Below are 20,275 nucleotides of genomic sequence, written 5' to 3'. Positions count from 1 at the left end.
ACAGCTGCTGGGTGAGCTTGATCGTGCCGTCGATCTGCACGTCGGCCGCGCGGACCATCTGCTCGATGCGGTGCAGCACGCGCACCGGCTGCACCCAGGTGGCCGGGTCCACGATCTGCACGGTGCCTGCGTCCAGGTCCGCCGTCCATCCGCCCTGGATCAGCTTGCCATCGGCGCCGACCAGGTGCACGCGCGACAGCCGTGTGCGGCCTGCCGAGACGGTCTGCCCGGTCGCGTAGTTGGCTGCGGGCACGGTGCCGGTGTGGCCCACGACCAGATAGCTGCCCACCCGGTAGATAGGCACGCGGCCATCGGGCGGCAGGCGCACCGGATCGAGACCCAGGATGTCTGCGTCCAGGGGCAAATAGAAATACGCCACGCTGTTGTACCGCAGCGTAGTCGGGTCCACGGGCCAGGGGCGCCAGATCTTGCCGGCCTCGACCGCGCCCACGTCAGCAGGCCGGTACCACCACTCGGCCTTTTGCGCGGGAGTGAGGTCCGCGTCGGCAACGAAGTCACCAAACTGCAGCTCGCCCACGCCGGCCTCGTAGTCCATGCGCCCACGCATGTGCTCGCCGCTGAAACTGCCATCCAGGCCCGCCGTGGCCGTGAGCGCATTGCCCTGCAGGTCCAGCAACGTGAGCACCAGCCCGCCCGGCTTGATCGGCGCGCTCTGCGTCCGGAAAAACACGCTCGCCGTGTTCCAGGCACTGCGCTGGGTCCACAGGCTGGCGAGCGCGAAGGCGGTCGGTGCCCCGGCCACCACATAGTCCGTCATGCGGGCCAGGCCCCGGCCATAGTCCACCGTGCCGCTCACAACGCCGGGCGCGGCATTGGTGCGGCCGCGGTACAGCACGCCCTCGAAGTCGTCGTAGGTCTGGCCCATCCAGACGAAGCGCACGCTGCCCGGCACGATGCGGTCGGTGGTGTAGCGGCACAGGTCGATCACCACCTCGGGCGGCGCGAAATCTTCCTCGTACGCATTGGGCGCCAGCGGCGCGACCTTGTAACGCACGATGACCGTGCCCAGCATCTGCTCGCCCACGGCCGCGGTACTGTACTCACCGCCCTGGGCCGAGTTGCTGCCCGACGACGACTGGCTGGACACGCGATCGAACTCCTTCGCGTCCTCGTAGTCGCTGCTGTAGCTCTCCGTGGTCTTGCTGTAGCTGACCAGCTTGAGGACCACGGTCTTGGCAGCATAGGCTACGGTGCCCAGGCCCGCCGCGAAGCCGCCCGCGCCGTCATCGGTGGCGCGGTGTAGCGTGATCACGCGGTTGGAGTTCGTGGTGTCGCTGCCCGACGTGCGGCTGTAGCGGCTGGTGGTAGTGAGCGTGCCGATCACGTTGAGGAAGCCCGCGACATACGGCCGGCCGTCAATGACTTTGCGCTCCACGGACATGCCGGGGGCCAAGTTGCCGTAGCGCTCCCAGAGTGGCTCCTCCATCCAGCTCAAGGCGGTGATCGCCTCGGGCGCCTTGGACGTGCTGGCGCTGGTGAGCTTGGCGCCGCTGGTGCTGCTCACTTCCTGCGCGGTGGACCATGCGACCTCGATGCTGCCCGCCACCGGCTGCTGGGCCAGCGTGATCGTGGCCGAGCCGGTCGGGTCCAATGCGGGCCCAGTAAAGACCTCCTCCTGCATTGATGCCGCCGTGTAGCTCGTCGAAAACGATCCGCCCGCGTCGATCATGTGAGCAGGCCGCAGGAAGATGCTGGAGCTGGGGTAGTCGATCTCGCCCGCCGCATCGCCCGTGAACTTGCCGGCGCCGTTGTCGGTGGCGGTGCGCACCTGGCCGGCCGACAGCCAGGTGATGGTGACGTCGCCCGGGGTGGCTCCAGAGTGCGCCAGCGTCCACGAGTACTCCGGTGCACGCACCTGCGCGCCCTGGGCCGAGCGGTTGTTGTAGCCCACGCGCTCGGCCCACTGGATGATGATGCTGCTCGCGTCGTCCGGCATCGCCAGCAGCGTCATGTCCACGCTGCCGGTGGCGTAGATCACCCGGCCGGATCCGGAACCCGTCAGCACCCCGGTGCCGTCGTCGGTGAGCGTGTACCAATTGCCCAGTGCCCGGTAGCTGATGACCACGGTGCCTGGTGCCGGCAGTGGCTTGAGCATTGCGACGTAGCTGAACCCACGATTGCTCTGGCCGATCTTGATGCGGTTGGTGTGCGCGGCCACGGCGACCTCCACGCGGCGCGGCGCCTCGGCCAGGACGATAGAGCGCTCCGCTGCAGGACGCTGGTCCAGGGCCGTGGTCTCCGTGCGCGAGCTGGGCACGAGCTGGGTGTAGATGCTCGCAACGCGCAGCACCGAGTCGCCCAGCGCCGTGGGCGCGGCCAGGGGCGAGGCGCCGTAGTACACCGCGGCATCGGCCACGGTGGTGTCGCGGATCACGGCCTTGCCGGCACCGGCTGCGTAGTCGCGCGAGGGCGGCGAGCCCGGAAAGGCGAGGCGCAGCGCGTCGGTCAGGTCCACCTTGGTGACTGCGCCCTGGTAGTCCACGAATCCGCCGCTGGAACCGTAGGTGTATGTGCGCTGCTCGGTCTCGGTGCGTGTCACGCGAACGAACTGCACGCGCTCGGTGGGCGTACCCGCCTGGTAGGTGAGCACCAGGGTGCGGCCGATGTCCGGCGCGGGCGTGCCGGGGCGGTGGAAGATCTGGATGGACCGCATGCCCACGACGTGATCCTCGAGAAGGTAGCCCGACCACTGGGTGCCCTCGATGAGATAGGCCGCGATCGCGGCGGCGATTTCGGTGCGGCGGGCGAACAGGCCGCACTTGGCGAGGGTGATGCTCACCTGCGGATCGGTGGGCAGCTGCGACAGCACGATGTTGCTGCCCATGTACACGTCGGTGTTGGGGGTGAGGACGCCCACGTGCAGCTGGCGCATGGACACGTTGCCGCCTGCGCGATCGGTCTCCGTCACGTCCGGGAAGATGTTGTTGCTGCCGCCGTAGGGGATCATGGTGCCGGTCGGCCCGCCGCCGCCCTCCGGCACGTCGGCCATGACGCGGCTCGCGAAAAGATGGATGTCACCGTCCTGAATGGGCATGGTTCAGACCTCGAAAAACTTGAAGGTGGGGAGATAGAGAAGCTTGGGCGTGATCTCGCCGTCCAAGAGCTTGTGAATCGGCTGGGCCTGGAAGCCGCCGACGCCGTGGTCGAACATCACGCGGTAGGTGTCGCCGCGCAGCACCAGGTCGAGCTCGATGCCGGGCAACTTGGCCCAGGCCTGCAGCGTGGTGCACAGCGCCCGCGTGATCCAGGCGGCGGTGTCGGTACCGACCAGGGTGATGGGGCGGCCGGCCTGCTTGAGCGCGACGTCCACGAGCAGCGCGCCGGTGGTGCTGTAGGCCGTGGCCTGATCGACCGGGCTCCAGCCGAATTCGTCGGTCCATTGGAGGCGGTCGCTGATGTGGGCCGTGGTGCCGTTGTAGGTGAGCGTGATCATGGTGTCTGGGGTCTCAGATGGCGGCGCCCTTGGCCTGGGCGAGGTCGCGCAGCAGATCGATCTCGGTCTGCGCGCTCTGGGCGTCGACGTGGCGCGTGGTGCCGCGCGCGACGCCCCAGTCGCCAGCGCCGTTGATCGTGATGTTGTTGACGTAGGTGGTGCCGCCGGTGCCTGGGGCTGGCGCGGGCGACGGGGTTGGCGATGGAGCGGGCGACGGGCTGGTGGAGGGCGTCTTGTTCTTGTTGCGCTCGTACTCCAGCATGGTGTTGGCTTCTGATTTGCCATTGCCGTACTGGTAGTAATCAACCATCTTTCCCAGCGCCTCGGCCAGGGTGGAAGATGGGCCACCCCATTTCTTTTGCGCTTCGCTTGCCACGTATGGCACGGAGCCGTCGGGCTGGACGAACTGAGCGGCCAGGCGCTCTGCGAGCAGTTCGTCCATACCGGCCTGCTTGAGGTAATCGATGATGGCGGCGCGGGTCCATACCCACTGCTGCTGGACGTTGCCCTTGGCATCCGACGTCATGCCTTCCTTGTTGCGGAACTGGTAGCCGCCCGTTCCCACTTCTTGGACGCCAGGGCTCAGCTCCTCCCCACGGGTGCTGCGCCGGCCAGATTCGAACAAGCCTTTGTCACCTTCGCCAGGACGGCCGTATTTCTCGGCCATCCGCTGCTGGTATTCCTGGAGTGCGCGGCTCGCCACATTGATTGAGGAGCCGACGCCAGTCCAGTCCTTGACCATGCTGCCTGCCGCTCGGTTGCTGGCAGAGGCGGTCTTGGTTACGGAATCACCCAGTTCAACCGAGGCCTTACCGGCATCGTCAAATGCAATCTTCAAGCCCTTCGACGCGGCCTGAGATTCCAGCAGAGTTCGAGTGCTGCTGGCTACGGCGTCACCCTGCCTCTCCGCGGCTTCCATGCTCGCCCGTGCATAAGACTCAAACGCCTGACGCAACGTGCTTGCAGACTTCACTCCTGACTCGGCTAGCGTGTCCCAAGACCTCTTTGCAAGTTCTGCGGCGTCATTGAGTTCCTTGGACGTTTTCAGGCCCAAGCTCGTATAAGCCTGCTCTAGCCGCGCAGCCGCTTCCTTGGCAGCGTCGGCAGCGCCAGATGCCGACTGCATGATCCGGTCGATCTCTTGCAATTTATCGGCCGCCGCCTGGAGATTGCCTTCGGACACCAGCGCTGCATACTGATCTTTTAGTTGCCGCACCGAGTCAGCTACAGCGGTGTCTGCTGCAGCCTTCTCTCGGCTGGCCTGAGCAGCCGCCGCTGACTTCTGACCCACCGCTTCGATCTGCCGAGCCACTTCGGCGATAGCCTGCGACGTGTTGTCAGCCTGCACCCGGCCCTCGCCGAGCGTCTGCGTCAAGCCCGCAAAGCTGGTCTGCGCGATCCGAGCGCCGCCAGCAGCGGCATCCATTGCCGTGTTGGCTCGCCGTGCGAACTCGTCGCTCACGCCCGACAGGCCTGTGAGCACCTCGCGCATCTGCGCCGCGTCATCAAGAAGCTTCTGCTTGGCGCTGCCGATCGCGATCTTGGAGAGCGCCTCGGACAGTGAGGCCGCCCCCTTAACGATGAACCCCGCCGTTTCAGTGAAGGCCACGCCCAGACCATAGATGCCCGCCAGGACCGTGTTGGCGCCGGCCGACATGACCCCGTAGGCCAGCTTGACGCTGTTGCCCGCGGTGGAGGCGTAGTCCGCCACCTGGGTGAAGGCCTCCTGCGCCCGAGTCGCGAAGTCCTGCATGCTCTTGGTGATCGCCGCAAAGTCGATCTGCGCCAGGAAGTCGCGACCCCACTTCACACCTGCGCGGAACGCCTCGGCGATCGCTTCGCCGAACTTGGCGACCGTGCCGTCGGCCACGATGCCCTTGAGCGAGCCGGCCAGCTCATTGACCGCATCTTTCAGCACCGGCAGCACCGGAGCGCCCAGCACGTTCTTTACCGTGTCCCAGGCACTGGCCAGGCTGTTCATCGCGCCGGGCAGGTTGTCTTCCATGATCGCGGCCGTGCGCGCCGCGCTGCCGGCCGAGTCCAGCAGCTTGGCTTTCAGCTCGTCCAGCGCGCCCATGCCCTGGTTGAGCAGCGCGCGCAAGGCGGGCCCCGCCTCCAGGCCGACCGCAAGCAGCGCCTTCTGGCCTTTCGGTCCGGCGGCGGCCAGCTGCTGCAGCGCGCGCTCGAAGTTCGTCGTCACGATGCCCGCCGCGCCCAGTTCTTGTCGGAACTTGCTGGACGGGTCCATGAACTGGCTCAGGATGCTGTTGAGCGCCGTGCCCGCGCGGCTGGCGTCGATGCCGGCATCAGCAAACTTGCCGATGATGGCGACCGTGGATTCCAGGCTCAGGCCCAGGCTGTGCGCCACGGGCGCGGTATAGGACAGTGCCTCGGCCAGGCCTTTGACGCTGGTGTTGGAGGCGTTGGCACCCTTGGCGAGCACGTCGGCCACGCGCCCGGCCTGGTCGAACGACAGGCCCATGCCCATCACGGCCTTGGTGAGCATCTCGCTGGACTGCGCCAGCTCGATGTCGCCGGCCTGTGCCAGCGACAGCACTGGGGGCAAGGCCTTGATCGCGTCGTTGGCGCTCAGGCCTGCCTTGGCGAGGTTCTCGAGTGCGTTGGCGGCCTGGACGCTGGTGTATTTGGTGTCCGCGCCCGCGTCCTCTGCGGCTTGCTTGAGCGCCACCATCTCTTGCGCGCTCGCATCGGTCGCGGCCTTGACGCGCGAGAGCGCCGCTTCGAATTCAGCCGCCGACTTGACCGCCCCGGCAAACAGCGTGACGCCGAAGAAGGCCGCCACGGCCGCTGCGAGGGCCGTCACCTTGGCCTGCACGCTGGTCAGCATGCCGGTGGCTTCGTCCTTGACGCGGATGAGGATCTCGATGGGGCGGATCATGGTGAGGCGGTCTGCAATAAAAAGGCCGCACGCCTCCTATGGGGCAGCGTGCGGCCGGCGTTGATGCGAGGCGGGAATGCGTGCGTGTCAGGCCAGCCGGGTTCGGTAGTACTTGCTGACACCCGCGCCGGTCTTCGTGGGGTCCTGCAGCACAGTCCCTTCGACGTCCAAGGCGCCGAAGCCCTTGTTGATCAAGGCCAGCGTCTTCGTGATGCCTTGCGACGCACGCCAGATGTCCACCACGACCGGCTTACCCGAGTCGGCTTCGTTCAGGCCGCCGAAGAGAAGCTGCAGCTCGGGGGTCTTGGTCGTCAGCGCCTCGATCGCGGCATAGGCGCCGTAGCTGTAGCTCACCCACAACTTGTCCGCGACCGTGATGCCCGGCGCGCCATCCAAAAGAACGATGCCTTCCGACTTGACCAGGTAGTTACCGGCCATGGCCACCGGAGTTGCGGCACCAGCCGTTGCGCCTTTCTTGACCACTACCGCCGTCGGGTCGATGTGCAGCAGTGGCAGGAGGATCCCCAGGCCAGTGGCCACGAAGGGCTCGTCTTCCACCTCGCCGGCCTCAATGGCGGCGACGGTGCCGAGCGATGCGCGCGCCAAGTTGACCACGTTGAGGTCGGCGATCTTCATGTTCACCTTGACCTCGGTGACGCGGCGCACCTCGGCGTGCGTGCCGCCGCCCAACTGGGTCATGTCGTCCTGCCGCTGCACGTCTTCGGTGTGCTCCAGGCCGAGCTCGAGCACGTTGCCCACCGGCATGGGGGCAGCTGCCGAGCCGTAGGGCTTGGCATACACCTGGCCCACCGTCATGGCGGGCCTGTAAATCTTCTTGATGACATCGACGGCCATGGCGGCTCCTAGGTTTGCGGTTTGCGAAAAATGGTTTCGGCCCGGAAGGCCGTGGGCAGGTACAGGTACCCCGCGGCGTACCCCGCGGGCGGTGGCGTGATGAGCGTGAGCGGCCGCACCGCGCCCGGCACTTGCGCGCCGGCCAGCGCCCCTACGACGTGGGCGGCCAATGCGCCCGCGTCCTGCCGGGCGGCCTGGCCGCTGCGCGTGGTGGCCACGTTGCGCACGGCCGCGACGACAAACCAGGTGTGCGCCAGGCGCCAGGACGTGCCCATGTCTTCCTCCACCTGGTAGCCGCCGTAGATCACGTGCACCGCGGGCGTCTTCTGCACCGCCTCCTTGACGTCGGCCAGGTCGGCTGCGGTCAACACATGCACCGCGGGCACCATGTGCTGCACGGCCCCCTGGACGAGCGCGATCAGCCGGCCTTCCAAGGCCATGAAGTTGTTGGCTTCGGCGATCGACAAGCCGGCGTTGCTCATCGGTAATCCTCGTCCACGTCCCGGCCGATCCGGCGCGGGGCGAATTCGAAGTAGGTCTCGCCTGCGGCCGGTCCGCTGCTGGCGCTGTCGCCGGGCTCGCCGCCCCACGGGCACACCAGGCGGGATTTGCCGTCGGCAATCGACTGCAGTTCGCTTGCGGCGACTTTGAAGCGGCGGTACACCTCGCTCTCGGGCGCCAGGTCGGTGTAGAGGTAGTAGCGCGCGACGTCGCACACAATGCGCTTGAGCTGGGGCGGCGCCACGTACTCCACCACACCCACGCCGCCCACCGGCTTGGCGCAGCCCTTGAGCGGCAAGGCGTAAACGCGGCCGAGGTAGCCGTCGGCCAGCGCGTGCGCATCGTCCAGCTTGAGCTGCACACGTTCCGGCTGGACAGCGGACAGGTTTTCCGTGTCGGTGAGCTGGATCATCTCCGGCTCACCGAAACGATCGACCATGTCCGCGACGCTGGCGTATTGCATGGTCAGGCGTGCGTGTGCCGAACGATCTGCACCTCGACCAACTGCCCCGCGGCGCTGGCGATGCCGAGCGCGCGGCCGCAGTGGTCCGCCAACGCACCAGGTGCCGCGCGGCCCGAGCCGTCCGCGGCGGGCTTGACGTAGTCGAACAGCGCGATGGCCGCGCTGGCCTCCACCAGGTAGCTGTAGCCGGTGACGATGCTGAAGGCTTCGCCGGCCGCAGCCGACTCTTCGGCCACGCCTTGGCTGTCCTGGCCTCCATTGGCGGGCGCAGCGGGTGCATGGGCACCGTTGTAGGCGGTGAAGCGGTGCTTGGTGACGGCCGCGGTTGCGGTCTGCGTGACCGCGTGGACCTTGTCGAACTGGCGGCCATAGCCGGGTTGGGATGCCATAGGTGCTCCTCAAATGGGATGTGGTTGCGAGTGCTCAGCGCTTGCGGCGCTGGGCCGGGTCGGCCACGGGCGTTTCGGACGCGTCGGCCGGCTCGCCTGCGACCGTGTCGGCCGTGGCCGTGGCCGTTGCCGTTGCGGTCGGTTCGCTGCTGGCATCCGGAGCCTGCGAAGGTTCAGGGCTTGCCGGGGCGGGCTTGGGTACCGGCAGCGGCTCGCCCGCCTGGACGACGCGGCGCACGCCGTTTTCGAGTACCGCGGTGGGCACGAGGGCGATTTCGGGGATGATCTTTTCGGGCATGGTGATGCTGTGCCTTTATGCGGGGTTTTGCAGAAGGAAGCCCGCGGTGCCGCGGACCAGGGTGGGCTTGCGTTCGAAGGTCGAGCCGTAGATCCACGACTTGAGGGGACGGTCGTAATACGGGGTCTCGACGAAGGGATGGCCGTCCATCCAGCTGGTGAACCCGAACGCCGGTTCGCCGAGGCTCAGCCCGGTGCCTGTAGGGCCGATGTTGGGCGTATAGGCCAGGATGGCGTTGTTGCCCCAGATGTCGGTGACGACGCCCGCATCCGAGGTCCAGACGCCGTCGGCGATCACGATGTTGGGTACGTTCAGGATCGTCTTGAGCTGGTCCAACGTCGCCGGCCCCAGCATCGTGGTCGGCATGTAGCTCTTGACTTGCTTGTTCAGCGCCAGGGCATTGAATGCCTTGGCGCTGACCACCAGCGTATTGGGGCGCCGTCCGGTAGCCACGCGGATGGACTCGGCAGCGCTGGAGATGTCCGTGACAGGGGTGCCCGTGTCGGCCGTCCACTTCGTGCCCCCCGTGAGCGCGAGCACGTTGGGACCGAAGGCCGCTGGATCGGTTGCCAGCGAGGCCGCTTCCATCTCGTACGACGTGTTGAGGATCTGCAGCGACGTGTTGACGGCGATCTGGCTGATGTCCAGGTTGGCGCCGACATTGAGACGCCGGGCCTCATCGCTTTCTTGGATCAGCTCTCGCGGAATCGGCACGTCGATCGCATGCTGGTCCACGGTGTAGGTCTGACCCTGCCAGCTGATACGTACCTGTTTGGTGGCCGTGCCTGGCGCGCGGCGCGTGTTGTATGCACGGGAAGCCTCGTCGCCGAGCTGCGCGAGCTGGAAGCCACGCAGCGCGGAGGGCAACCGCGGGAAGAGCGCGGGCGCCGCGAGAGCCGTGGCGGCTGCGACGCCAGCGATCATCAGGCTGCCCAGGATAGGGTTCGCCAGGCGTACGTCTTTGGGAGTCATGTCGGGTTCCTTGGAGTAGAGATAGGAGGGTCAGGCGCCGAAGCTCACGACCTTGCCCAGGGCCTCGGCGTAGCTCACCGTGGGGTGGTCCGCTTGGTAGCGGCGCGCGGCCTGGTCGATCTCCGCGTCGGACTTACCGCGCGAATCGAAGGCGTTGGCATCGGTGCTGCTGGCGGCGAACTCGCCGTAGCTCACTACTGCAGTACGGCTGGACATCTGGCCCTGCAGCCATGCGCACATTTCCAGAGGTGTGACCTGGGTGGTGCTGCTGCCTTCGCTGAAAGACAGCGGCTGCTGTGCGGTGGCCAGGGTTTCCAGGGCAGCGACCGCGGCGTTCTTGTCCTTGGGCAGCAACCGGCCCGCCTTGATCTCGGACTCTGCGAAGCTCACGTAGCTGGCGCGGCGATCGGCTGCGGCCTTTTCAGCGAAGTTCGAGACCTGCTTTTGTGCCTTTTCGGCGCGGTCGTTGGCGGCTTTGGCGTCGGCTTCGGCCTTGGCGCGCGCATCGGCGTTGGCCTTGGCCTCGGCGCGCAGGCGCTCCAGCTCGGCCTTGTCGGTATCACTCATGGAGGGCTCCTTTGGTGGGATGGGGGTTGGGGTTTCAGAAAAGCTCACGGCCTCGGTCAGGTCGCCGAACTCGGCAAACCCGATGTCCTTGAGCCCGGCGACGGCCGGCGGCTGCGCGCCGAGGAAAGCGACGTGGCGCAGGTACCACTTGCCCGGGGTCGGGTTGTGGGGGGCGTTCGGGGGATAGAAGCTCGCGCTGCGCTTTTTGAAGCGACCCGCGACGACCATGGCGGCGAACGCGGGATCGACCTGGTGCGGATCGACGGCCAGGTTGCCGGCGTCGTTGATGAATACGCGCTGCACCCAGCCGTAGGCAGGCAGGTTGTCTTTGGGGTGACCGACGGTCAGCGGCGCTTCGCGCAGCGTGGCGTTGTACGTGCCGGCCATCTCCTCGAGCTGGGCGCGGGTGAACGTGTGGGTGTTGCCCGCATCGTCGCGGTGCGTGCCGGCCCGGAAGATCTCGATGCCGGCGGGCAGACCCGCAGACGGCTGCGCGGCGGGCGATCCGGCGCTACCTGGCGCGGCGGCCGGCGTGGCGGTGGTGGAATTCGCGGGAGTGGAGAGCGCTTGGGATGCCATGGTGGGCATCGTCGCGCGAAGGGACCGGACCTACTGAATGACGCCGGTCAGTGATTTGCAGTCAGTCGAGCGGGAGCACGCCCTGTCGGCGCGCCCGTTCGGAGAGCAGCCACCGCGCCTCGATGCGCCTCACGTGGCGGTCGGACAGACCCACGAGCTGGGCCACGTGGGCGTAGTCCTGGCGGTGCTGGCCCAGCAGCTGGATCACCCGGGCGGCCGTGCTGCTGCGCTGGATGTCGATGCCCTGGTTGATGTAGGGCTGGGTGCCGCCCATGTGGGCCGCAATGCCCAGGGTAAGCTCGATGGCAAGCTCGACGGCGGGCTCGCAGGCCATGGCCTGGTCGCCGGTCAGCAGCGTGACGTAGAGCGACCGGGCGATCTCGCGCCAACTGTCCGGCCAAGCAGCGCCGACGATGCGGGCTTCCAGCATCGCGGTCTCCTCCGCTGTGACCGTCAGCGCATCCATGGACCGGATGTCATCATCCATGGTCAGCCTCGCCCCGTTCGACCCAGGCCTTGAGTGCTTCGATCAAGCTGTCGAGCTGCGGCCCGGTGGCCCAGCGCAGTGCCGATACGCCGACCTGGCGGTGGACCCAGGCGTCGAGTGCGGCCTGGCTCTTGTTGTTGACTAGGCCGTCACGGTGCAACTGGTGCCACAGAGCCCACACCTTGCGCTCGCGCGGGCTGGCTGCCTTCTTGACCTGGTCGAACTGCTCTCGGGTCAGCGGGCGACGGCGCGTGGTGGCCGGCACCAGGCCCTGGCGCTCGGCCAGGCCCTGCATGTGGTCGCGCACGCGCTGCTGTTCGGCCGCGCTCATGGCCTTGCTGCTGGTCTTGCCGGTGAGCTGCTGAAGGAGCACGCGGTAGTCGTCGTCGCTTTGACCGAGCTTGCCCTTGAGTACGTGGATGGCTGCGACGTGGTTCACGCGGCACTCCCCGAACGCGCAGGGCCGGCGAGCAGCGGCGCGATGCAGTCCGTCATGTGTGGGCTGGCGCTGGCAACGGTCTGCCGCCTCGGAACGGCAGCCACCTGTTCCCGATAGCAGGCCTTGCAGCAGTACGCGAGGCCATCGGTCGTTCGCGGATTGGAGTAGAAAAACTCCAGATCCGCGGGCCAGTCCTCGCCGCATTTGTTGCAGTGCTTTTCGTGGGTGGCCATGGTCACCCCAGCAGCAGCGGTCCGAGCCACCAGTTCCACAGGCCCACCAGACTTGTGACCAGGAACACGACCTGTTGCGCGAACATGCGCCAGTGGCGATGGCTTGCGCTGAAAGCCAGCCAGGCCACATTGCTGACCAGGAAAGCGCCGAATCCGAGCCCGGGCGGATAGGCCGTGGCCAGAAGCATCGCGCCCAGCATGCCGAATACGGCAGCAGCCGTTTCGAGCGCAAGTGCAGTGCGCATTAGGGCCTCCTCGATTTAAAGGCCACGGAGACGCTTTGGGGCATTTCCGCACCCGGTGCCCCGGCGTTTGCTTTGGGACGATTTGGGACGGGTTTCTGCGCGTCGGCGGCGCCTTTGGCCCCGAGGGCGGCGGCGAATCCGCGGAAAGCCCGGTCGGCATCCGCTCCCGTGAAGCGGATCGTGGTGCCGCGCGAGGTCTGGCGTACACGGATCGTCATGCGCTTCTCCCTTCGCCGCCGAGCGCTTTGACCAGGTCGGGGATCAGCTTGCTGAGCTCGCTCGTGGCGATGGCCACGTCGGTATCGAAGCCGCCTTCGTCGGTCTTGGTGCCGTCGAAGACGGAGTCTAGGAACGCGATCTTGCGCAGCTGCAGGCAGTCGGTCAGAAGGAACGACACGCGATCGTCCCAGGTCAGCGCGAGCTTGGTCGGCAGCTTGCCGTGGTTGATGTGCTCGCGCACCTCGTCGATGTCGAGTGGATGGCGGGCATAGCGCACCACGGCCTTGGCCTCGTCGGCGCTCTTGAGTTCGCACTCGCGGTCCACGCTGAAATCCGGCGGTGGCTCCTGCGTGCCGAGCCAGTGCGCCATCGCGGCCTGGGGCGAGGTCGCCGTGTCCAGCAGCGCCACCGACAGACCGGGCACGGTCTCCACCAGCAGGGTGACGACCTCGTCGGCGCGTGCCTGGCTGGGGGTGTCCAGCACCAGCAGGTTCGCCGCAGGATCGATCCACACCCACATCGCACCCTGCTTGGCGAACGCCATGGGCAGGAGATCGAGCTTGGTCTCGTCCACCAGTTCCTTGCGTTCCTTCTTGCCGGGCATGCGGCCGGTGTCCTGTTCGATGCGCGCGGCTTTTGCCTTGACCTTGCGGTTGAGTTCCGTACCCGGGATGGACTTGGCCTCGACCATGAAGCGGGCGATCCACTGGCCGCCGATGGACTCAACGAAGGCGCCGTTCGCTTCGCCCCGAGGCGGCACCCAGCCGACGGACTTTTCTTGCGTGGCGCCGCACTCCACGAAGGGCACCTTGGCGAGGGCCTGCTCGACCTGGTCAAGCCCCGCAGACAGGCTGGTGATGCGGTAGATGATGGCGTTCTTGATCATGGCATCCTCACTTGAGTGCGTGACGGGTCACGGCAGTGATGCCGTTCGGAAACGGCGAGCCATCGGGCAGCGCTGCGGTAGTGGCGGTCGGCGGCTCTTCTAGGAACCCGGCCCGCTCCTGTCCAGTGGCCTTGAGGTAGTCCACTTCGACCTTGGCCGTGTCCACGAGGACGGAAGCGACCTGGGCAACGGCACGGGCGCGGTCAGGCTCCATGGGCTTGTCCCGGTCGCGCAGGTCGGCGAGCGTGTCCAGCAGGTGCTGGCGCAATTGGCTGATGTGCGGCGAGGCGGCTGCGATGGTCATGCTTTTGCTCCTTCGCCAGACTCCCTGGCGATGCGATTGACTTGGCGGGTGATGGCCCCTTTGAGCTGGACCAGACGGGCGAGCTCAGGGCTCTTACTACGTGGGTGGTTGCGGCGAGCGTTCTCGGCCCGCGTGATGCATTCGAGCCGGTCCACCGTGATCTCTAGAGACTTCACGGTCTTCTTGCCAGGCCGGAACACCACGATGTGGCCGTCCGGGATAGCGCCATGGGCGCCGATCCACACCAGGCGGTGCACAGCCACCCAGCGTCGCGCCGGGTAGATCGACGGGTCATCCGTCATCTTGCGTTCCAGGTAGCCGTCGGTGCAGATCCGCTCGCTGCCTATGGGCACGTAGTTGTGACTCGCGGCACCTCGCCTCTGGCCTTTCTTGAACTGGGTCGCGCGGGTGTTTGGATGAGTGCCAGTCGACCCTTTGACGCCCTTGTTCCAAGGCCTCGAGCCTGGCTGGAATCGAGACGCGACCATCGAAGGCAACTGATGGCCTCGCTTGATGCGCCTAGACAGATCCGACGCGGTGAAGGCGTCGGATTTACACAGGCCCAGTTCACGCGCCTTGCGGTACACGGCCTCGACCGGCCGCCCGAGTTCGCGGGCGACGGAGCTCGCCAGCAGGTCGGGATACAGCTCCTGCAACCGGCGCAGTTCGTGTGGCGTCCAGGCGCGGCGCGCCGGCAGGATGTTTCGGGACTTGGTCATGGAGCCTCCACCGACTCGTCATCCTTCAGCGCAAGGGCAACCGTCTCAATGGAGTCGGCCAAGCCACCGAGTTCGTTGACGCAGTACTGGTCCAGGTCCTCCCATTGCTCAGCCATCTGCAGAACGCTTTCGCGCATGGTTTTCAGGCGGCGGATGTGGCGGGCTGCAAGCTGCTTCTTGGTGGGAGCGCTCATGCTGCGCCGCCTTCCTTGAGTTCGCCTTGGGTAAGTTCCTGCCGGACCTGCAGCAGGCGCTGCGTGAGCAGGCCCAGCTTGGACTCGCGGCCCCAGTCGCCAGGACGGCCTGCGTACTTGAGCAGCGGGTCCAGCACGTTGATCCACTTGGCACGTTCTTCGATGGACAGGGGGCAGGACGCCAGCGCGAGACCGTCGAATGTCTTGGGCGTCGTCATCGGAGGGGGCGAATCGGCCGCACTTCCCAGCAATCCGGCAGCAGTGCGCAAAAGCATGCGCACTTGGGCGTCGCTGCCGACGTCGCCGCCGTCTGACAGGTGGAGCAACCACTCGGCGCACCGCTTGGCTTCGCAGACGCCACCCGCCATGTCCAAGGGCCGGGGGCAACCAGTGAATGCCACATGCGAGGCGATGGTGCTGGTGGCCTGCTGCCACCCATTGATCTCGGTTTGGCTCAAGCGCTCCCACTCGGACGCTTTGGCACCGCCCAGGCGCATGCGCTCTTTGGCATAAGCGTGATAGGCGTCCTGGGCCAGTTGATCGGTGGTGGTGGGCGCCGAGGCGCGCAGGGTAGAGATGGGCAAGCTCATGGCGCCACCTCGGCCGTCGCTTCGAAAGGCGCGACGATGAAATCCTCGACGCCCGTCACGATGTTGATGCCGGCAATGCCCCGCACCGCTTCGGGCTCGTTCAGCATCGCTTCCTTGTTGGGCTCGTTCTTCACACGGACGAAGCGGCCCAGGCCCATGCGCAGCAGCGTGTCCATCACGGTGTCCACGCCCCGGATAGAAACACTGGGCGGGCGCTGCCGCCAGCTGACTTCGCCGGTGACCAGGTTGGCCGTCTTGCCCAGCTTGTCGGCCTCGCCGCACAGCTCGACCCGGTGCGCTTCGCACCAGGCCTGGACGCCCGCCTGCAGGGCTTCGACCCGCTGCGCCAGATCAGAGAGCGCGGGCTGGTGCTGCTGGGTGATCGCCGCGATCGCATCGTTCATCGTGGCGCGTTCGCGCTCGAATTGGCGCTGCAGGTCGCCGATCAGGCGGATGGATTCGGCGCAGTCGTTCTTGCTCTGTGGCACTGCGGCCAGGGTCTTGGATTTGATTCGGGTTGCCATGGTGGCTCCTTTCAGTGGATGGGGCGGTTGGTAGACAGGCCTTTGCCAGTGCTGCTGGCTTGCATGAGTTCGCCGGCATAGGCGGCTATGGCAAAGCCAGCGGCTCCGAGGGCTTCAGCAGGCAGCTGGACGCAGACAAAGCGATGCACGCGACAGAGCGCTTCCAAGACTAAGAAGCCGTCCTGCTCGCCTTCAAGTGCTTGGACGATCCGGCGCGCAATGACATCTGCCTGTTCCGAAAACTCGCTCTTGCTCAATGGTTGTTGTTGCATGTGGACGTCCTCTCAGCACCGATAGCCGCGGCTGGCGATGCGCTGGTGATCGTCGGCACCGGCACGGGTGGCCGGTGCGGGGTTGGTGGTCCAGACCGGCGCACGCATGCGGTCGTACTGGGCGGGTTCCACGGCACCTGCTTGTCGGGTCTGGGCTTGGACCTTTGCGCGTGCGTGGACCTTGGCCTTGGGGGGCGTTTTCATGGTTGCTCGCCTTTCTTGCGTGCCTCGATCTGCGCCCGCATTGCGCGGACCGTGGGGGAGACGCCTGCAGGCGCGGGTGCGGCTGCTGCAGGGCGTGGCGTGTGCGCCGCAGACGGCGCGGCGGGTTGCAGGACGTCGCCCACCGCGGCCGGGCCGTTGGTGGATGCACGGCGTGGGCCGGTACGCAGCTCCTGCTCGTGCTGCTGCTCAGCCTGGCCTTCCAGCTTGTCGGCCATGCCGGCCAGGATCGTGTACAGGTAGCTGTGGTTCGTCATGGGCAGCGTCAGCCGGTCCATGGCGCGGGCCGTCAGCATCTGCTCGATGGCCTGGGCCCAGTGCGCAAGGGGTGCCGCCCAATCTCGGCCCTTGTGCGTGATCGACCGAGCCTCCAGGCCAGGCAGCAGCTGATCGATCAACCGCAGCTTCTTGGTATTGGTCAGGCGCTGGCTGGCCGGAGTGAACAGGGTCAGGTACTGCATGACCAGGGTGCCTAGGGGCACGCTGACCGCGGCAAGGCGGTCGAACGTGCGTCCCGATTCCATGTGGCCCAGCAGCTGCTCGAACGTCAGCTCTGCGGAGCACACCGGACAGGCGAGCTTCTCGGATGGCTTGGTCACAGCGGCAGTCCCCGCACACTGATGCAGCCCAGCAGCATCGCCAGCCCGAGCGTGAAGGCCAGCACGGCGGCCAGCACGAGCGCGTAGCACCCCACCGAGCGGTGCGTGGCGTACGCCTCGACCACGCCGGGAGCGAACACCAGCGCGCCAGGAGGCAAAGCATGGGTATCGTGCTGGATCGGAGCTGTCTTGCGAGTGGCGATCGAGGCCAGCCGGCGTGCCTTCCAGGCCCCGTACGTCTCCACGGAGATGCTCTGCGCTGCAGGGCGCCGCCGAGCCATCTCCTGGGCGGCGATCACCGGGTCGCCGAAGTCATCGAGGTGTCGCTCTTCCGTGCCGTCCGGGCGGATGATGGTGGTCAGGTAGGAGGGCATGGTCAGCACCCCGCGATCACTTGGGCGTCCACCTTCGGAAAGCCCACCAGGGCGGCGGCGTTGAGGGCGCGGCAGACCAGGTTGTTGACCACGAGCGGGTAGCACACGCTCACGGCATCCGCCGCGCGGCCGCCCCGCGGCATGCTGATGAGTCGCGCGCGGATTGCGTCCAGGGCATCGGGCTCGACCAGGTCCGCCAGCTTGGCGCCAGCGCGCTCCAGCTTGTGCGAGAGATAGGCCTCCAGGTCGTTGTCCAGCGGCTCCATGGCGATCTGCTCGCAGCGCTGCACGATCTCCCGGATCTCCGGGTTCTGCTCGCTCAGCAGTGTGCGCAGCTCGGGCTGGCCGATGAGGGCAACACCGATCAGGCGGCGCAGGCCGTCCTTGAGTTCCATCAGGTTCTTGAGGTGCTTGAGGGTGGCGAGCGGCATGCGGTGGGCCTCTTCGATCACCACCAGGTGCGAGTAGCCTGCGGCCCGGCTGCTCTTGAGCAGGTCGTGCACCTGGCGGTAGCGGGCTTCCGGACTGCTTTTCATCCCCACGGCCGGGGCGAGGGCATGCACGATGGCCTCAGCGATCTGACCCACGCGCATCGGCTTGCCCTTGGTTTCGTTGGGCTCCATGCCCAGCACATAGGGCTTGATGACGATCACGGGCTTGCGCTCCTCGCGGATGCGCTCCTCCAGGTCCTCGCGAAGCGTGGACTTTCCGGATCCGGACTCGCCCACGATGGCAATGAAACCGTGGTGGGTCGCGGCATCCATCAGCGCGGCGCGAACGTAGCGGCCGTGCTGGCTTGCGAACACGTCATCGCGAGACTGGATGTCGTCCACGAAAGGGCTTCGGGCCAGGCCGAAGTGGCGCTTGGCGGCCGGGGTGAGTGTCTCGTTGCGCAGTAACATCTGGCTTTCCTCCTGGGGTTCGGTTGGTTCTGGGTTCACGGGGGCGGCCTCGGCGTGTTGCAAGCACTCCGGGGCCAACTTCTTTGGCAAGACGATTTCGCGCAGGTGCGCCATGGAGGCACCGCGGGACTTGAGGTAATCCACCACGCGCTGGCGCACTTCGCCGGCCCGGCGCGCGGGCAGCAGCCCATGGGCCACCAGGCGGCTGGCGGCGCTGCGCGACAGGTTGGCGGCGCGCGCGAGGTCGCGGCTTTGGATGCCCAGCTCGGCCAGCACCGGCTGCAGGGGCGGCATCACGGGGACGGACAGGGATGCGGGGATCACTGGGCACCTCCGACCACGCGCAGGCCAGCGCGCACCGTGAGCCGGGCCACCAGGGCGTCCAGCTCGGCTTCCGGCACTCCCTCGGGGTGCAGGCTCTTGAGCGTGCCCACGAGTTCGGGCGACATGGCCACGCCCTTGGACACGAGGGCCTTCGCAGCCTCGAAGTGCGTGAGCAGCTCGGGCTCGGCCTGGGCCACGCGGGTGGCGGTTTCGAGCTCGGTGCCGCGCCGGGGCAGCGGTACCGCTGCCGGCAGGCTGGGTTCGTGATGCGCATACGGATCGTGCTTGCCACCGAACGGCAGGGCCTTGGCCTTGCGTGCTGCTGCGGCGGAATCGTCGCTGTCCGTGCCCGTAGCCAGGCGCTCCACCAACTTGCGATTGGTGACCGCCACCGTGTCGGGCAGCGACTTCATCTCTCGGGCGATGCGGGCCGCGCTGGCTGCGAAGCCGTGGGCGCCTTCCTGCGCCTCCGGCACGGGGATCAGCAACTCCTGTCCTTCGGAATCGTGCTGGATCACGTAGGCCGTGGCCTGGTCGAAGGGGTTGTAGGTGATTTCGACCGTCCCCCCCACCATCACGCCCGGCACATCCCGCACATTCCATACGCGGTTGTCGAAGCGCACCGTCAGCTCGCGGTCCACCTTCGGGGTCACCGGTTCGCGGGTGAGCAGCGCCCGGGCCAGCGTTGCGTCCACCAGCCGCAGCTGCTGCTGGGTGATCTCCAGCCACTTGGCCCAACGGGTCATGCCGTGGCGTGAATGCGTGCGGGCGCTGTTGTAGTGGCGCATCCACATTTGCGCCTTCTCGTTGATCCACTCTATGCTCGGGACGTGGGTGAACTTGAAGCCCGACTCGAAGTTCGTCTCCACCAAGTTGTGGGCGTTTTCGACCTGGCCCTTGGCGCGGGCGTTGCCAGCCTTGTTGACCACCGGAGTCACCTGCAGGCGGCGCAGCAGGTTCATGAACGTTCCGCCGATGCCGGCGCTGCCCGGGTCCATCATCAAGTGGAAGGGCACGCCGTACATCTGCTGGCCGGGGCGCTGCGCGATCGCGGCCAGGAATGACTCGGCCATGTTGACCGTGCTCTCGCCACCAGGCACGTACAGCACGAAGATGGAGCCGCTGCAGTGGTCGGTGAGCACGTAGCGCGTGAGGCGCTGGCGCTTGATCCGCTCGAAGTTCTCGGGCTTGTTCTTGTAGAAGACGCCAGGCGCCATGTCCTGCATACCGCTCTCGCGCTCACCAGGCACATAAAACAATGTGCTGATGGAGGCGTCGATCTGCCACACGTCGTTCGGGTGGTCGCTGGCCAGGGCCTGCACCGGGGCGGGTGCGCGCAGCTGCTCAGGGTGCAGCGCGTAGCCACGCAGTGCACGGGCGCAAGCGCTTTCGGAGAGCTGACGCGTCTCGCCCGTGTCGGCGTCGATCACGCTTGCGAACAGGGGGTTCTCGGCGCGCAGTTGCTCCAGAGACAGCTTGAGAGCCTGGATGGACTTGTCGTTGGCCCGGTAGCCTTCCATCATCTGCGCAGATAGGCGCTGCGCGTCAGGCAGGGTCAGGCTGGTCTTGCCTGCGTCGTTGCGGCGTTTGCGTTCAGGTTGCACGGTGACCTCTTTCAGGCGGCGCATGAGCGTGGCGCGGGAGTAGCCGAGGTGCTCGCAGGCGGCGGCATAAACGGCTTCTTTGCCGCCATGGCCTGCCGCCTGGGCGCGGCGCTGCACGTTCAGCAGGGCGTCGATCAATGCGGGGCTCAGACTCATGGCAG

General features: G+C 66.9%; 27 protein-coding genes. All 27 read right to left on the bottom strand.

Features of this window, described 5'->3' with window-relative positions; genetic code table 11:
• Positions 1-3,055: hypothetical protein (locus AVAK2825_RS21115; protein ID WP_284402425.1), on the bottom strand; the 3,055-nt coding region annotated here is incomplete at its 3' end.
• Positions 3,056-3,058: 3 nt separating this feature from the next.
• Positions 3,059-3,454, bottom strand: a complete 396-nt coding sequence (locus AVAK2825_RS21110; RefSeq protein WP_284402424.1) for a hypothetical protein — start codon at positions 3,452-3,454, stop codon at positions 3,059-3,061.
• 13 nt (positions 3,455-3,467) lie between these two features.
• The gene (locus tag AVAK2825_RS21105) at positions 3,468-6,353 is read right to left on the bottom strand and encodes a phage tail tape measure protein (protein ID WP_284402423.1); all 2,886 of its coding nucleotides are present in this window, start codon (positions 6,351-6,353) and stop codon (positions 3,468-3,470) included.
• Positions 6,354-6,440: 87 nt separating this feature from the next.
• Positions 6,441-7,208, bottom strand: coding sequence for a phage tail tube protein (locus tag AVAK2825_RS21100; protein WP_284402422.1), 768 nt, complete (start codon positions 7,206-7,208; stop codon positions 6,441-6,443).
• 8 nt (positions 7,209-7,216) lie between these two features.
• The gene (locus AVAK2825_RS21095) at positions 7,217-7,690 is read right to left on the bottom strand and encodes a phage tail terminator protein (protein ID WP_284402421.1); all 474 of its coding nucleotides are present in this window, start codon (positions 7,688-7,690) and stop codon (positions 7,217-7,219) included.
• Positions 7,687-8,172, bottom strand: coding sequence for a gp436 family protein (locus AVAK2825_RS21090; RefSeq protein ID WP_284402420.1), 486 nt, complete (start codon positions 8,170-8,172; stop codon positions 7,687-7,689). The genes AVAK2825_RS21095 and AVAK2825_RS21090 overlap by 4 nt, the downstream gene beginning before the upstream one ends.
• Positions 8,173-8,174: 2 nt before the next feature.
• Complete coding sequence (locus tag AVAK2825_RS21085; protein WP_284402419.1) at positions 8,175-8,561, bottom strand: capsid cement protein; 387 nt, start codon at positions 8,559-8,561, stop codon at positions 8,175-8,177.
• A gap of 34 nt (positions 8,562-8,595) precedes the next feature.
• A complete protein-coding gene (locus tag AVAK2825_RS21080; RefSeq protein ID WP_284402417.1) occupies positions 8,596-8,859 on the bottom strand; it encodes a hypothetical protein in 264 nt (87 codons plus the stop codon).
• Positions 8,860-8,874: 15 nt separating this feature from the next.
• On the bottom strand, positions 8,875-9,831 hold the full coding sequence (locus AVAK2825_RS21075) for a major capsid protein (RefSeq protein ID WP_284402416.1): 957 nt from the start codon (positions 9,829-9,831) through the stop codon (positions 8,875-8,877).
• Between the two features lie 30 nt (positions 9,832-9,861).
• Positions 9,862-10,977 (bottom strand): hypothetical protein, encoded by a 1,116-nt coding sequence (locus AVAK2825_RS21070; protein ID WP_284402415.1) that lies wholly within the window; start codon positions 10,975-10,977, stop codon positions 9,862-9,864.
• Between the two features lie 61 nt (positions 10,978-11,038).
• Positions 11,039-11,464, bottom strand: coding sequence for a hypothetical protein (locus AVAK2825_RS21065; RefSeq protein ID WP_284402414.1), 426 nt, complete (start codon positions 11,462-11,464; stop codon positions 11,039-11,041).
• Positions 11,457-11,903, bottom strand: a complete 447-nt coding sequence (locus AVAK2825_RS21060) for a regulatory protein GemA (protein WP_284402413.1) — start codon at positions 11,901-11,903, stop codon at positions 11,457-11,459. Before AVAK2825_RS21060 ends, AVAK2825_RS21065 begins: the two co-directional genes overlap by 8 nt.
• A complete protein-coding gene (locus tag AVAK2825_RS21055) occupies positions 11,900-12,136 on the bottom strand; it encodes a hypothetical protein (protein ID WP_284402412.1) in 237 nt (78 codons plus the stop codon). Before AVAK2825_RS21055 ends, AVAK2825_RS21060 begins: the two co-directional genes overlap by 4 nt.
• Before the next feature lie 2 nt (positions 12,137-12,138).
• Positions 12,139-12,381 (bottom strand): hypothetical protein, encoded by a 243-nt coding sequence (locus AVAK2825_RS21050; protein WP_284402411.1) that lies wholly within the window; start codon positions 12,379-12,381, stop codon positions 12,139-12,141.
• Positions 12,381-12,599, bottom strand: coding sequence for a hypothetical protein (locus tag AVAK2825_RS21045; protein WP_284402410.1), 219 nt, complete (start codon positions 12,597-12,599; stop codon positions 12,381-12,383). The genes AVAK2825_RS21050 and AVAK2825_RS21045 overlap by 1 nt, the downstream gene beginning before the upstream one ends.
• On the bottom strand, positions 12,596-13,486 hold the full coding sequence (locus AVAK2825_RS21040; RefSeq protein ID WP_284402409.1) for a recombination-associated protein RdgC: 891 nt from the start codon (positions 13,484-13,486) through the stop codon (positions 12,596-12,598). Before AVAK2825_RS21040 ends, AVAK2825_RS21045 begins: the two co-directional genes overlap by 4 nt.
• A gap of 7 nt (positions 13,487-13,493) precedes the next feature.
• Positions 13,494-13,790: a hypothetical protein gene (locus AVAK2825_RS21035; RefSeq protein WP_284402408.1), complete on the bottom strand. Its 297-nt coding sequence runs from the start codon at positions 13,788-13,790 to the stop codon at positions 13,494-13,496.
• Positions 13,787-14,509, bottom strand: coding sequence for an HNH endonuclease (locus tag AVAK2825_RS21030; RefSeq protein ID WP_284402407.1), 723 nt, complete (start codon positions 14,507-14,509; stop codon positions 13,787-13,789). The genes AVAK2825_RS21035 and AVAK2825_RS21030 overlap by 4 nt, the downstream gene beginning before the upstream one ends.
• Entirely contained in the window at positions 14,506-14,703 is a 198-nt protein-coding gene (locus AVAK2825_RS21025) for a hypothetical protein (protein WP_284402406.1), read from the bottom strand. The genes AVAK2825_RS21030 and AVAK2825_RS21025 overlap by 4 nt, the downstream gene beginning before the upstream one ends.
• Positions 14,700-15,293 carry a hypothetical protein gene (locus AVAK2825_RS21020; protein WP_284402405.1) on the bottom strand — a complete coding sequence of 198 codons (594 nt, stop codon included), beginning with the start codon at positions 15,291-15,293 and terminating at the stop codon, positions 14,700-14,702. The genes AVAK2825_RS21025 and AVAK2825_RS21020 overlap by 4 nt, the downstream gene beginning before the upstream one ends.
• On the bottom strand, positions 15,290-15,817 hold the full coding sequence (locus AVAK2825_RS21015) for a host-nuclease inhibitor Gam family protein (protein WP_284402404.1): 528 nt from the start codon (positions 15,815-15,817) through the stop codon (positions 15,290-15,292). Before AVAK2825_RS21015 ends, AVAK2825_RS21020 begins: the two co-directional genes overlap by 4 nt.
• 11 nt (positions 15,818-15,828) lie before the next feature.
• Positions 15,829-16,089, bottom strand: coding sequence for a hypothetical protein (locus AVAK2825_RS21010; RefSeq protein ID WP_284402403.1), 261 nt, complete (start codon positions 16,087-16,089; stop codon positions 15,829-15,831).
• Between the two features lie 12 nt (positions 16,090-16,101).
• Positions 16,102-16,293 carry a hypothetical protein gene (locus tag AVAK2825_RS21005; RefSeq protein WP_284402402.1) on the bottom strand — a complete coding sequence of 64 codons (192 nt, stop codon included), beginning with the start codon at positions 16,291-16,293 and terminating at the stop codon, positions 16,102-16,104.
• Positions 16,290-16,910: an HI_1489 N-terminal domain-containing protein gene (locus tag AVAK2825_RS21000; RefSeq protein WP_284402401.1), complete on the bottom strand. Its 621-nt coding sequence runs from the start codon at positions 16,908-16,910 to the stop codon at positions 16,290-16,292. Before AVAK2825_RS21000 ends, AVAK2825_RS21005 begins: the two co-directional genes overlap by 4 nt.
• Positions 16,907-17,284 (bottom strand): hypothetical protein, encoded by a 378-nt coding sequence (locus AVAK2825_RS20995; protein WP_284402400.1) that lies wholly within the window; start codon positions 17,282-17,284, stop codon positions 16,907-16,909. The genes AVAK2825_RS21000 and AVAK2825_RS20995 overlap by 4 nt, the downstream gene beginning before the upstream one ends.
• A gap of 2 nt (positions 17,285-17,286) precedes the next feature.
• Positions 17,287-18,510 carry an ExeA family protein gene (locus AVAK2825_RS20990; RefSeq protein ID WP_284402399.1) on the bottom strand — a complete coding sequence of 408 codons (1,224 nt, stop codon included), beginning with the start codon at positions 18,508-18,510 and terminating at the stop codon, positions 17,287-17,289.
• Entirely contained in the window at positions 18,507-20,270 is a 1,764-nt protein-coding gene (locus tag AVAK2825_RS20985) for a transposase (RefSeq protein WP_284402398.1), read from the bottom strand. The genes AVAK2825_RS20990 and AVAK2825_RS20985 overlap by 4 nt, the downstream gene beginning before the upstream one ends.
• Positions 20,271-20,275 lie beyond the last annotated feature (5 nt).

It is taken from the genome of Acidovorax sp. SUPP2825, assembly GCF_030158995.1.
GTDB lineage: Bacteria > Pseudomonadota > Gammaproteobacteria > Burkholderiales > Burkholderiaceae_C > Paracidovorax.
Note: the sequence above shows the minus strand (reverse complement) of the source record. Positions and strands in the feature narration are given on the sequence as shown.